The 12,216-nt window shown below is 63.6% G+C and carries 10 protein-coding genes and 1 pseudogene; 8 read left to right on the plus strand and 3 right to left on the minus strand.

Features of this window, described 5'->3' with window-relative positions; genetic code table 11:
• The first annotated feature begins 72 nt into the window (after window positions 1-72).
• Window positions 73-1,173 carry a calcium/proton exchanger gene (gene cax, locus OWC48_RS27265; protein ID WP_282522740.1) on the plus strand — a complete coding sequence of 367 codons (1,101 nt, stop codon included), beginning with the start codon at window positions 73-75 and terminating at the stop codon, window positions 1,171-1,173.
• 94 nt (window positions 1,174-1,267) lie between these two features.
• Here cax and OWC48_RS27270 read toward each other — a convergent pair whose 3' ends face one another.
• Window positions 1,268-1,735, minus strand: coding sequence for a hypothetical protein (locus OWC48_RS27270; protein ID WP_282522741.1), 468 nt, complete (start codon window positions 1,733-1,735; stop codon window positions 1,268-1,270).
• 146 nt (window positions 1,736-1,881) lie between these two features.
• Complete coding sequence (locus OWC48_RS27275) at window positions 1,882-2,976, minus strand: amidohydrolase family protein (RefSeq protein ID WP_282522742.1); 1,095 nt, start codon at window positions 2,974-2,976, stop codon at window positions 1,882-1,884.
• 334 nt (window positions 2,977-3,310) lie between these two features.
• Between OWC48_RS27275 and OWC48_RS27280 the strand changes: the two genes are divergently transcribed.
• On the plus strand, window positions 3,311-3,664 hold the full coding sequence (locus tag OWC48_RS27280) for a UBP-type zinc finger domain-containing protein (protein WP_282522743.1): 354 nt from the start codon (window positions 3,311-3,313) through the stop codon (window positions 3,662-3,664).
• Window positions 3,665-3,765: 101 nt separating this feature from the next.
• On the opposite strand, the gene OWC48_RS27285 is transcribed toward OWC48_RS27280, so the two are convergent.
• Window positions 3,766-4,509 (minus strand): SDR family NAD(P)-dependent oxidoreductase, encoded by a 744-nt coding sequence (locus OWC48_RS27285; RefSeq protein WP_282522836.1) that lies wholly within the window; start codon window positions 4,507-4,509, stop codon window positions 3,766-3,768.
• 145 nt (window positions 4,510-4,654) lie between these two features.
• Here OWC48_RS27285 and OWC48_RS27290 point away from each other — a divergent pair, with 145 nt between their 5' ends.
• From OWC48_RS27290 to OWC48_RS27310, 6 genes and pseudogenes are all read left to right on the plus strand, one after another.
• Window positions 4,655-5,425: a methyltransferase domain-containing protein gene (locus OWC48_RS27290; RefSeq protein ID WP_282522744.1), complete on the plus strand. Its 771-nt coding sequence runs from the start codon at window positions 4,655-4,657 to the stop codon at window positions 5,423-5,425.
• A gap of 212 nt (window positions 5,426-5,637) precedes the next feature.
• On the plus strand, window positions 5,638-6,639 hold the full coding sequence (locus OWC48_RS27295; RefSeq protein WP_282522745.1) for a DctP family TRAP transporter solute-binding subunit: 1,002 nt from the start codon (window positions 5,638-5,640) through the stop codon (window positions 6,637-6,639).
• A 260-nt stretch (window positions 6,640-6,899) separates the two neighbouring features.
• Window positions 6,900-7,244: pseudogene (locus OWC48_RS46965) on the plus strand (TRAP transporter small permease); the annotation flags it as partial.
• Between the two features lie 240 nt (window positions 7,245-7,484).
• Window positions 7,485-8,768 (plus strand): TRAP transporter large permease, encoded by a 1,284-nt coding sequence (locus OWC48_RS46970; protein WP_306664507.1) that lies wholly within the window; start codon window positions 7,485-7,487, stop codon window positions 8,766-8,768.
• Between the two features lie 117 nt (window positions 8,769-8,885).
• The gene (locus OWC48_RS27305; RefSeq protein ID WP_282522746.1) at window positions 8,886-10,034 is read left to right on the plus strand and encodes a GGDEF domain-containing protein; all 1,149 of its coding nucleotides are present in this window, start codon (window positions 8,886-8,888) and stop codon (window positions 10,032-10,034) included.
• Window positions 10,035-10,224: 190 nt separating this feature from the next.
• Window positions 10,225-12,153, plus strand: a complete 1,929-nt coding sequence (locus tag OWC48_RS27310) for an alkyl/aryl-sulfatase (RefSeq protein WP_282522747.1) — start codon at window positions 10,225-10,227, stop codon at window positions 12,151-12,153.
• The last annotated feature ends 63 nt before the right edge of the window (window positions 12,154-12,216 follow it).

Genomic DNA, 12,216 nt, shown 5'->3' on the forward strand with positions numbered 1-12,216 from the left:
GGCAGATCAATACTCAGCCCAAGCGTCCGCCAGACCTTTCCACCAACGCATCGATGGAAAGGGGCGGCTGACATGCAAACCCTGCTCAGGGAGATCCGGAATACGCCTTTGCTGTGGATGCTGGTCTTCGTGCCCATCGTGCTGGTGGCGGAGGCGGTCGCCCCGCATTCCCACACGCTGCTGTTCGTGCTGGCCGTGCTAGCGATCGTGCCGCTGGCGGCGCTGCTCAGCCACGCCACCGAAGCGGTCGCCGCCAGGACCGGCGATGCCGTGGGCGGACTGCTCAACGCAACGCTCGGCAATCTGACGGAGCTGATCATCGCCATCACGGCGCTGCGTGCAGGCGAGTACATGCTGGTGAAGGCCTCGATTGCCGGCGCGATCGTCACCAACGCGACATTCATGCTCGGCGCCTGCCTGCTGCTCGGCGGCCTGCGCTATCATGTGCAGGAGTACAATCGCGCCGGCGCGCGGCTGTCGTCCGGCCTGTTGCTGATGGCAACGGTCGCCCTGCTGGCGCCATCGGCGGTCGCCGACCTCGAACATCTGCCGCAGGACGGAGGCGTCATTCACAAGCTCAGCGTCGGCATTTCGATCCTGCTGATCGCGGCTTACGCGCTCGGCCTGTGGTTCTCGCTCGGGACCCACAAGGAATTGTTCGCAAGTGGCGATCACGGCGAGGACAAGGAGGCGCACTGGCCGATCAGCGTCGCCGTCGGGACGTTGCTGGTCGTCACCGTGCTGGTCGCGCTGGTGAGCGAGATCTTCGTGGAATCGGTGCAGAAAGCGGCGGAAACGTTCGGCATGAGTCCGGCCTTTGTCGGCTTCATCATCGTTTCGCTGGTCGGAGCCGCTGCCGAATTTGCGGTGGCCTTTGCCGCGGCGCGCAAGGACCGGCTCGACATGGTCGTCAGCATCGCGCTCGGCAGCGCCTCCCAGATTGCGCTGTTCGTTGCACCCGCGCTCGTGCTGCTCAGTTATGTCGTCGGACCCACGCCGATGAACCTTCAGTTCTGGCCTGGCGCCGTCACCATGGTGATGATCGCAACAGTCACGGCGACCTTCATCACCACCAGTGGGCGCTCGGCATGGTTCGTCGGCGTGCTCATGATCTTCATTTATGCGGTGTTTGCGCTGACGCTGTATGTGGTCCCGCCGGCGGGCGAGGGATGAGGTGCTGCTGCCCGTCGGAACAGGGGTGAATTGGCTCGTCGGGGGATGGCGGCCCGTGGCGAGCCATCCCCTGAAGCGGCGAATACGTTTCCCGCTAGTAGGCCCAATAGCTGCCGGAGGGCGGGCAATTGTCGCCGCCGTAGCCATAGCCGTAGTCGCCGCCGCCATAGCCGTAATACGATGCGGCCGGGTAGCCGTAGCCGTAGCCGTAGGCGGGATAACCGCCATAGTAGCCACCGTAGGACCCGCCATAGCCGCCGTAATAGGCGCTCCGCGCGATCGCGCCGCCGACGACCGCGCCGGCGGCCACACCGTAACCGAGGCCGCGATAGCCGTAGCCGCGATAACCCCAGCCTCCGCGGTAGCCCCAGCCGCCGCCGCGATAGCCGTAGCCGCCGCCGCGCCAGCCGCCGACCCAGCGCACTTCGGTGGTGGTCTGATCGACCATCGATTTCATCGTCGAAAGATGCGTCGGGATCGGCCCGGCCTGAGCGATTGTGCCTGATAGCAGGGCGCCGGCTCCGGCGAGAACGAAGGTACGCAGGGAATTCGAGGATGTCATGATCGATCATCTCCTTGGCTTACGGGCGGCGCTTCTGCGCGGCCATCGACAGCCTATTCCGGGATGGCGTTGCCGCGGCGGGCTTGATCTAGATCAAGCATCCTTGTCGCGCACCGCCGCGCCGTCAGGAGACGCTGCCCAATGCCCTAACCCTGCAAGCGGGGAACGAGACGTGCCGCGTTCTGATGGCCGATCGCATCGAGATCCTCTGTCGAGAGGCCAAGCTTCTGCAACTGCGCGAACTGGCCGAGGCCGAAATACGGATAGTCGCTGCCATAGGTGATCTGGGAGGCGGGCACGAGCTTGAGCAGCGCGGCCATGGACGGTGCGAAAGTCGCATTCGCGGTGTCGTAGTGAAGCCGGCGTAGTTCGCCTTCGATCCCGTCCGGCGCAAACTCCTTCAGGTCGGGCCGCGCCCCATAGAACGAATTGATGCGCCCGGCCATCATCGGTATCGTGCCGCCGGCGTGCGAGAATAGCCATTTGATGTCGCGGTGGCGGGCGAATGCGCCGCTGAGCAGAAGGCTCGTCACGGTGCGTGTGGTGTCGTGCGGGACTTCGATCACCGCCGGAAACGTGCCGACGCTGAGCCCGCTACAGCAACTCGCGACCAGCGGATGCACATAAACGACCGCCTTGCGACGGTTCAGTTCCTCGAACACCGGCCTGTAGGCGACATTGCCGAGCCATTTGTCGCCGTAGCTGCTTTGCAGTCCGATCCCATCCGCCTTCAGCGTGTCGAACGCATATTCGATCTCCCCAAGCGTGGCATCGACGTCCTGCATCGATAAGGTCGCGAACAGGCCGAAACGACCCGGATGGTCGCGCATCATCTCCGCCGCGTACTCGTTGCAGGCGCGCGCGAGCCGGCCGGCTTCCGCCGGCCCGAGGTCGAACCACACGCCGGGCGTGGAGGCGACCGACAGGATGCCTGTGCGTATGCCATTGCGATCCATGTCCTCGACGAGCTTGTCGCGGGTCCAGGCCACCTGACCGGGAAAGTGCGGTTGCTTGCGTGCGTCCTCATAGCCAAGCCAAAGCTTTTGATATTCGGGCGGATAGAAATGAAGATGGGTATCGATCAGCGCCGGCCTGGTCTGTCCGTGCACCGCAACGGCGGGGATGGCCGAGGCAAGGCCAAGCGCACCGACGCCAGCGAGAAAGCCGCGCCGCGACGAGGACGTGCCGCAACAGGTAGAGCAGGGCTGATGCCCTGCCGATTTCGGATCCCACGTCTTCATGTTGCGCGTCTCCGATGACGAACAGGCAAAGGCCTGTGGTGTTTCTATAGGCAGAACGCTTCGTCCATCCGCTGTCCGCGGTGTGGCTGCAGCGTGGGCGGTGATTGTTGGGGATTGGAATGTGCCGATTTTTCGTCGCCGAACGATACCTCTTGTCACGCCTGCGCATCGCGGCCGCAACTTTGCGTGAACGCGGCACCAATTGTCCCGCGAGAGGCTCCGTGCTGTCGCGATGTTGACCCGTCGGACAAAACACTGGCAAAATGTGCACATGGCGGAGATCGCGGCGTGAATGCATCTGTGGTGACCGCGAGCATTTCCAGTGAGTTGACCTATGAAGTCTGAGAGGGATGGCATCAACCTCGCAGCCAAGCCAACCGGAACGGGTTGCGTGGAATGCTCGGTTGCGGGCGGGTGGTGGCTGCATCTTCGCAGATGCGTCGAATGCGGTCACATCGGCTGCTGCGATACTTCACCAAACCAGCACGCATCGAAACACAACGCGGCGACAGGTCACCCTGTTATCACGAGCTTCGAGCCGGGCGAACGATGGTTTTACGACTATCGCACAGGAGAGAGTTTTGCCGGCCCGAAGCTTCAAGGCCCTCACTCGCGTCCGTTGGATCAGCCGGTGCCCGGACCGGCCGAGGCGGTGCCTTCAGACTGGCAAACGCTCCTCCATGAATAGGGAGTCTGATCGGACGCTGTCCGCTCCCGAGAGCAGAGTGGACGTGGCATGCTTTCGCGGGCTGATCGGACTTGGGAGCCTCGGACTTGGGAGCCCTCGCCCTAAAACTGATATCTCCGCAGTCCCCCATCCACCGGGATCACCGTCCCCGTGATGTAGCGCGCCACCGGCGACGCCAGAAACACCGCGAGCGCCGCGAGGTCCTCCGGCTCGCCCCAATAGCCGACCGGGATTTCTTCTTCCGCAAAGCGCTCGCGGTAATCCGGTGGGTAGTTGCGGCGGATCTGCTCGCTCATGATGCGGCCGGGCGGGATGCAGTTGATGGTGATGCCGTGCTCGCCGATCTCGCGCGACAGGCCTTTTGCCCAGGCGTGCACGGCGGCTTTCGCGGCGAACGCCGCGTTGAGGCCTTCCGGCTCGGACTTGCCGGTGATGTTGACGATGCGGCCCCATTTGCGCTCGATCATCTGCGGCAGCAGCGCGTGCGCGATGCGGCGGTAGCTGGTGAAATTCAGCGCGATCGCCTCGTCCCATTTGCTGTCGGGCGCATCGACCGGCAGCGGGCGGCTGCCGCCGGCATTGTTGATGAGGATGTCGACATGGCCGAGCGCCTTTTGCGCAAAGGCCGCGATGTTCTCCGCGGCGTCCTTGGCCATCACGTCCTGCTCGAACGGTGTGATCAGGCCGGAGCCGACTTCCTGCACCAGCTCGGCAAGGAGATCAGTGCGCCGCGCCACGCCGACGACGCGGACGCCTTCGGCAGCCAGGCCCTTGGCGATGGCGCGGCCGATGCCGATGCTCGCTCCTGTCACGACTGCGGTTTTCGATTTGAGCCCGAGGTCCATGGTCACACGCTCTCTTGTTTGCTTTTTGCTTCTTGTCGTTCGTTTCCTGCCCGTCCCGCGGGCTTCGCGAATTGCCTGAGCGGGACGAGCAGTGGTAACCAAGAGCCTCGACGAAGGAAACACGAAAAAGAAAAGGCGTTGAGCAATGGTCTGGGATCCGCAGCAATATCTGAAATTCTCCGGCCATCGGCTTCGGCCCGCCGTCGACCTGTTGATGCGGATTCCGGATTTCGCCCCGCGCGCGATCGCCGATCTCGGGGCAGGGGCCGGCAACGTGACCAAACTGATCAAGGAGCGCTGGCCGGACGCGACCGTGACCGGTGTCGAGGGCTCGGCCGAGATGGTGGCCGCGGGCCGCAAGGCGGCGCCGGATGTGGAATGGTCGCACGAGGATCTCGGCCATTGGCACCCCGCCAGGCAATACGATTTGATCTATTCCAATGCCGCACTGCACTGGCTGCCCAATCATGCGGCGCTGTTTCCGTCAGTCATGGAGAAGGTGGCGCCCGGCGGCATGCTTGCGGTGCAGATGCCGCGCAACTTCCTCGCGCCATCGCATGTGCTGATCGGCGAGACGGCGCTGAACGGTCCGTGGCGGTCAAAGGTCGAGCATCTCGTTACCCCGCCGCCGGTCGAAGGGCCGGCCTTCTATCATGATTTGCTCGCGCCGCTTTCCCAGAACGTTGACATCTGGGAGACCGAATATCTGCAGGTGCTCGAAGGCGACAATCCCGTGAAGGAGTGGACCAAGGGGACCTGGCTGACGCGCTATCTCGACATCCTGCAGGGCGACGAGAAGGCTGCGTTCGAGGCCGCCTATGGCGAGCGGGTCGCGAAGGCCTATCCGAAGAATGCCGCGGGGCAGACGCTGTTTCCGTTCCGGCGTCTGTTCATGGTCGCCGAGCGCAAGAGCTGATCACACTGCCGCAATGCGACATAAACCGTTCGCAACCCGGAACTGGGAGCGGGTCCCGGGTTGCGCGGACAACAGCCGTCAAGCTAGCTTGCCTGTGACAAATTGGGCTTAGGTCTAGTTGTTCGGGTGGTAGATTGCTGCCACTACTGGGCTGCAAACCGGGCTGTAAAACAAAAAGAACCCGGTTTTAGAGGTTGTTGGGAGGTTATTTCATGCGCAAGCTGCTTCTTGCAGTCGCCGCCGCAGCTATTCTCGTTGCCCCTGTCTTGGCCCAGGCCCAGAGCCCTATCGTCATCAAGTTCAGCCACGTCGTCGCCAACGATACCCCGAAGGGCAAGGGCGCGCTGAAGTTCAAGGAGCTCGCCGAGAAGTACACCGACGGCAAGGTCAAGATCGAAGTCTATCCGAACTCCTCGCTCTACAAGGACAAGGAGGAGATCGAGGCGCTTCAGCTCGGTTCGGTGCAGATGCTGGCGCCCTCGACCGCGAAATTCGCGCCGCTCGGTATCAAGGAATTCGAGGCGCTCGACCTGCCCTGGCTGTTCAAGGACGACGAGACCTATTCCAGCGCGATGAAGGGCACCGTCGGCAAATGGCTGTTCCAGAAGCTGGAAGCCAAGGGCATCACCGGGCTCGCCTATTGGGACAACGGCTTCCACATGGTGTCGTCGAACCGTGCGCTGACGAAGCCCGAGGATTTCAAGGGCCTGAAGTTCCGCATTTCCGGATCGAAGATCGCCGACCAGTATTTCCGCCTGATGGGATCGATCCCGCAGATCATGGCGTTCTCCGAAGTCTACCAGGCGCTGCAAACCGGCGTGGTCGACGGCTGCGAGAACACCGCGTCCAACTATCTGACGCAGAAGTTCTACGAGGTGCAGAAGGACATCACCGTGTCCTATCACGCGCATCTGCAATATGCCGTGATCGTCAACTCGAAATTCTGGTCCGGACTGCCGCCTGACATCCGCACCCAGCTCGAGAAGGCGATGGTGGATGCAACCGAGTACACCAACCAGATCGCGCACCAGGAGAACGAGGACGCGCTGGCCGAGATCAAGAAGACGGGCAAGACCAAGCTGCATTATCTGACTGACGCCGATCGCAAGGCGTGGCAGGAAGCGATGCAGCCGACTTACAAATGGGCAAAGGGCCGGGTCGGGCAGGAGGTGCTCGATCTCGTCGCCAAGGAACTCGACGTCAAGATGAACTGACGCGTTTTCCGCAAGGACAATACGAACGGTCGGGAGTGTGCGCACTCCCGGCCGTTTCGCATCGATAGGGGGACTTTGATTTGCTTCGCGTGCTCAACCAGGCGCTCAACCATCTCGAAGAATGGCTGATCGCGACGCTCATCGCGGCTGCAACCGGCTTGATCTTCATCGCCGTGTTGCACCGTTACGGCGCAGGCGAATCGATCGTCCTCTCCAGATGGGCGGCTGCGCACGGGATGAGCTGGCTCGCGACCCTGTCGATGGCGGTGTTCACCTTCCTGTCCGAGCTCGACCTGTCCTGGGCGCAGGAACTCTGCATCTACATGTTCATCTGGATGGCCAAGTTCGGCGCGGCCTATGGCGTGCGCACCGGCATCCATGTCGGCGTCGACCTGCTCGTCAACCGCCTGCCAGAACATTCGCGCAAGCACGTGATCCTGTTCTCGCTGCTCTGCGGCGCGCTCTTCACCGGCATGATCGCCGCCTTCGGCGCCTCCTTCGTCGCCGAGATGTTCAAGACCGGCCAGCAATCGAACGACCTCGAAGCGCCGATGTGGTTCGTCTATCTGGCGATCCCGCTCGGCTCCGGCCTGATGTGCTTCCGCTTCCTCCAGGTCTCGTGGTCCTACTACTGGACCGGCCATCTGCCGCATCACGACGAGAGCCATGTCGAGGGCGTGGAGGCCGACGTCTCGCCGGCGCTGCATCCCCAGCCCGCCGGCGCGGCGACCAGGGCCGCTGCGCGAAAAGTGTCGCCGCTCGGCGTGATCCTGATCATGGCGCCGATCCTGATCTTCGCGATGTGTCTCGCCGAGAAGTTCGGCGTGGTGGTGCTGCCGCACTGGATGCGTGCGGCGACCGTGTTCGCGCTGCTGATCGCGCTGATGCTGACCGGCATCCCGGTCTCGATCGCGCTCGGCCTCACCGTGATGACGTTCCTGTTCACGCTGACCACGGTGCCGATCGAAGCGGTCTCGATGAAGCTCTTCACCGGCATCGAGGGGTTCGAGATCATGGCGATCCCGTTCTTCATCCTCGCCGGCAATTTCCTCACCCATGGCGGTGTCGCGCGCCGCATGATCAATTTCGCGACCTCGCTGATCGGCCACTGGCACGGTGGCCTCGGCCTTGCCGGCATCGTCGCCTGCGCGATGTTCGCGCTGGTGTGCGGCTCGAGCGTCGCCACCGTCGCCGCGATCGGCGCCATCGTGCTGCCGGAGATGGTGCGGCACGGCTATCCGATGCGCTTCGGCGCCGGCATCATCACCGTTGCCGGCTCACTCGGCATCCTGATGTTGCCCTCGATTCCGAAGATCGTCTACGCGGTCTCCACCAACACCTCGATCGGCGCGCTGTTCGTCGCGGGCCTGCTGCCGGGCATTCTGCTGACGACCATGCTCTGCATCGTCACCTGGTGGCTCGCCCGCAAGCGCGATTATCCACGGCTGCCGAAGGCGACCTGGGGCGAGACGGTGCGCACCTTCCGCGAGAGCATCTGGGGATTGATGCTGGTCGTCATCATCATCGGCGGCATCTATAGCGGCCTGTTCACCGCCACCGAGGCGGCCGCGATGGCTGCGGTCTACTCCTTCATCATCGCGGTGTTCGTCTACAAGGCCATCAAGATCGTGGACGTGCCGCGGGTGCTGCTGCGCGCCGCCAACACCAGCGCGATGCTGCTCTACATCGTCACCAACGCGGTGCTGTTCTCCTTCGTGCTCTCCAACGAGAACCTACCGGCGACCTTGGCCGACTGGATCGCGGCACAGAATCTCGGCTGGGTCGGCTTCCTGCTGGTCGTCAACATCCTCCTGCTGCTCGCCGGCAACTTCATGGAGCCGAACTCGATCATCCTGATCATGGCGCCGATCCTGGCGCCGGCGGCCAAGAAGCTCGGCATCGACCTCGTGCATTTCGGCATCGTGATGGACGTCAACATGGAGGTCGGCCTCTGCCATCCGCCTGTCGGCTTGAACCTCTACGTCGCCTCGATGATCGCGCGAATGCGGATCACAGATCTCGCGGTCGCGGTGATGCCGTGGTTGATCACCATGCTCGGCTTCCTCGTGATCGTGACCTACTGGCCCGATTTGACGCTGTGGCTGCCGCGGGTGCTCGGGATGCACTAGCCTATCTCGGCCAGACATGGCTAACGCGCGGTAAACCCGCACGCTCAAATGCCATCGCTGCGCTGGGAACCGATTTTACGGATTTGCGGTAGAACCATGTCAGCGGGTGGGGCTGGCATGTTCTTCAACAGAATGGAATCCGGACGGGCGTCGATTTCCGACGCCGTCTATATGGAAGTCATCACGGGCCTTCACGGCACGACGGTGCCCAACATTCTTGCGGCCGCCTGCCTGGCGATGGTCGGCGCGATCACGACCTATGAGACCGGTGATAAGGTGACGGCGGCCCTGACGGTCGCTGGTGTCGTGGTGGCCATCGTCCGTCTGTTCGAAATTGTCGCATTCCGGCGTCGCCTCGCGCGTCCACCGCAGTTCGCTCGGGCCGAGGCCGTGATCTGGGCGCGGCGTTACATAGCCGGCACCGTTGTAACGGCGCTCGTGCTTGGCGTCTTTGCCGCGCGCAGCATCGTGCTGGGTGATGCGCTCTGCTCCGTGATGGCGATCGGCATCGGCTTCGGCTTTGGCGCCGGCGTGGTGGCGCGGCTGGCGCTGCGTCCGGTCGCGGCGCTGCTCGATCTCGTCGCAATCGCAGCGCCTGCTGCGATCGTGACCTTCATGCAGCCCGATCTGCGCCACGTCGGGCTCGGGCTCCTCATCCTGATGTATGTAGCCGCCAGTTTCGAGATGGTGCGGCTGAGCTTCAACGCCTCGATCAACCAGATCACGCTGAAGCGGCAGTTCGAGCAGCTGTCGCGCTTGGACCCGATGACCGGCGTGTCCAATCGTTCGGTGCTGGCCACGGACCTGCCGCAGATGCTGGCGGCCGGGATGATTGCCGTCCATACGCTCGATCTCGACCGCTTCAAGGAGGCGAACGACCGGTTCGGCCATCCCGTCGGTGACGCATTGCTGAAGCAGGTCGCCGGGCGGCTTAAGGTGCTCGCCGCGCAGGATGACCTCGTGGTCCGGATGGGCGGCGACGAGTTCGTCCTGGTGCAGCGCGCGGCGGCTGATGCGGAAGCGATGGCGCAGCGCATCGTGCAGTCGATCAGCGCGGCCTATGATATCGATGGACAAATGATCGAGCTCGGCGTCAGCATCGGGGTCGCCGTCGCGCCGGACGATGGGCGCACCGCGGAGGCGCTGCTGTCGCGCTCCGACAAGGCGCTTTATCGGGCCAAGCAGGAACGCGGCGGCTATGTGCTGGCGCGGGAGTTGCGGATGGCGGATAAGATCGTACCTTCCACCAAAGGGCTCGCCGCGTAGACGGTGCACCCTCTTGCGAGCGGAGTCGTAGCCCGGATGGAGCGAAGCGCAATCCGGGGCCGGCTCGATTATGGCACGATTCCCGGATTGCGCTTCGCTCCTTCCGGGCTACGCATTCCTCCTCCACCAGCGATGGCAATCACGCGCGAGATGCGGTTAGATGACCGCAACGAGCCGGGAGGAAACAAACATGACCGAAATCAGCAGCGAGCCGAAGGACGCAACACCCTCCGTCATCGCGCAGCAAACGGCGATGCTGAATGCGCTGCCGTTTTCCGACACGCGGGATTTCGACGATGCCGCGCGCGGCTTCCTCGGCACGATCGAGAACGCGGAGATCACCAACCCGCAGGGGCGGATGGTCTGGAGCCTGAAGCCCTACGGTTTCCTGTCGTCCGAGCAGGCGCCGCCGACCGTCAATCCGAGCCTGTGGCGGCAGTCGCGGCTCAACATGCAGCACGGGCTGTTCGAGGTCGTGCCCGGCGTCTACCAGGTGCGCGGGCTCGACATCGCCAACATGACGCTGATCGAGGGCGACAGCGGCGTCATCGTCGTGGACACGCTGACGTCGATCGAGGGCGCACGTGCCGCGCTCGATCTCTATTACAGGCATCGTGGCCAGAAGCCGGTCGCCGCCGTCATTTTCACCCACACCCATACCGACCATTGGGGTGGCGCGCGCGGTGTGCTGGAGGAGGATGCGCTGGCGACCGGGCGCGTGCCCATCATCGCGCCGAGCCTGTTCATGGAGCACGCCGTCTCCGAGAACATCATCGCGGGGCCGGCGATGCTGCGCCGGGCGCAGTACCAGTTCGGCCCGTTCCTCGCCAAGGGGGCGCGAGGGCAGGTCGATTGCGGCCTCGGCAAGTCGATGGCGGCGGGATCGGTCGCGCTGATGCGGCCGACCGATCTGATCATGGCGACCGGCGACAGGCGCGTGATCGACGGCGTCGAATTCGAATTCCAGATGGCGCCGAACAGCGAAGCTCCGGCGGAGATGCACTTCTTCATCCCGCGTTACAGACTGTTGAACCTCGCGGAGAACTGCACCCACAATTTCCACAATCTGCTGCCGTTCCGCGGCGCCGATGTGCGCGATGCGCTGGCCTGGTCGAAGTACCTCAATGAGGCCTTGCGGCTCTGGGACGGCAAGGCGGAGGCGATGTGCGGGCAGCATCACTGGCCGGTGTGGGGCCGCGAGCGCATCGGCACGATGATCCGGCAGCAGCGCGATCTCTACAAGTTCGCGCATGACCAGACCATCCGCCTGATGAACCACGGCCTCACCGCCGCCGAGATCGCCGAGACGATCCAGTTGCCGAAGAGCCTGGAGGGCGCCTGGCATGGCCGCGGCTATTACGGCCATATCCGGCATAACGTGAAGGCGATCTACCAGAAATATCTCGGCTGGTACGATGCCAATCCGGTCAATCTCGATCCGCTGCCGCCGGTCGAGTCCGGCAAGAAGTATGTCGAGTACATGGGTGGCGCTGAGGCCATCCTCGCGCGCGCACGCAAGGACTTCGACAAAGGCGAGTTTCGCTTTGTCGCGCAGGCGCTCGGGCATCTCGTCTTCGCGGAGCCGGAGAATGAAGCGGCGCGTGCGTTGCTCGCGGATACGCTCGAGCAGCTCGGTTATGCCGCCGAGAGCTCGACCTGGCGCAACGCCTATCTGTTCGGCGCGCAGGAGCTGCGTCAGGGCATGCCCAAGACCCCACCGCGTCCGCCGATGCCGCGCGAGACGCTGGCGGCGCTACGCACCGAGCAGCTCTGGGACGTGCTCGGCATTCGGCTCAACGGCCCCAAGGCCGAGGGCAAGCACATCGTGCTGAACTGGAGCTTTTCCGATACCGGCGAGATATTCGCGCTCAATTTGGAAAACTCTGCGCTGACCTATACCGAAGGCGTGCAGGCGGAGAATGCGGACGCGAGCTTCACGCTCGCGCGCGCAACGCTCGATGAAGTCATCGCGAAACTGACGAGCTTTCCGGAAGCGGTCGCCGCCGGCAAGATCAAGCTCACGGGCAACCCGATGCGGCTTGCCGAGCTGATGGGCCTGATGGACGAGTTTCCAAGGATGTTCGAGATCGTGGAGCCGAAGAGAGCAGTGGTGACGTAAGGCGCCGCTCGCCTCGTTCTCGCTGGCATCGCCCTCCGCACCCTCGCTGTCATCGCCCGGCTT

The organism is Bradyrhizobium sp. Arg816, from assembly GCF_029989365.1.
In the GTDB taxonomy this organism is placed as follows: Bacteria; Pseudomonadota; Alphaproteobacteria; order Rhizobiales; family Xanthobacteraceae; genus Bradyrhizobium.

What these genes read in the sequence shown, in the direction of transcription:
- cax (WP_282522740.1), top strand. Translation starts at nt 73, where the DNA reads ATGCAAACCCTGCTCAGGGAGATCCGGAATACGCCTTTGCTGTGGATG.
- OWC48_RS27270 (WP_282522741.1), bottom strand. Translation starts at nt 1,735, where the DNA reads ATGACATCCTCGAATTCCCTGCGTACCTTCGTTCTCGCCGGAGCCGGC.
- OWC48_RS27275 (WP_282522742.1), bottom strand. Translation starts at nt 2,976, where the DNA reads ATGAAGACGTGGGATCCGAAATCGGCAGGGCATCAGCCCTGCTCTACC.
- OWC48_RS27280 (WP_282522743.1), top strand. Translation starts at nt 3,311, where the DNA reads ATGAAGTCTGAGAGGGATGGCATCAACCTCGCAGCCAAGCCAACCGGA.
- OWC48_RS27285 (WP_282522836.1), bottom strand. Translation starts at nt 4,509, where the DNA reads ATGGACCTCGGGCTCAAATCGAAAACCGCAGTCGTGACAGGAGCGAGC.
- OWC48_RS27290 (WP_282522744.1), top strand. Translation starts at nt 4,655, where the DNA reads ATGGTCTGGGATCCGCAGCAATATCTGAAATTCTCCGGCCATCGGCTT.
- OWC48_RS27295 (WP_282522745.1), top strand. Translation starts at nt 5,638, where the DNA reads ATGCGCAAGCTGCTTCTTGCAGTCGCCGCCGCAGCTATTCTCGTTGCC.
- OWC48_RS46970 (WP_306664507.1), top strand. Translation starts at nt 7,485, where the DNA reads ATGCGTGCGGCGACCGTGTTCGCGCTGCTGATCGCGCTGATGCTGACC.
- OWC48_RS27305 (WP_282522746.1), top strand. Translation starts at nt 8,886, where the DNA reads ATGTTCTTCAACAGAATGGAATCCGGACGGGCGTCGATTTCCGACGCC.
- OWC48_RS27310 (WP_282522747.1), top strand. Translation starts at nt 10,225, where the DNA reads ATGACCGAAATCAGCAGCGAGCCGAAGGACGCAACACCCTCCGTCATC.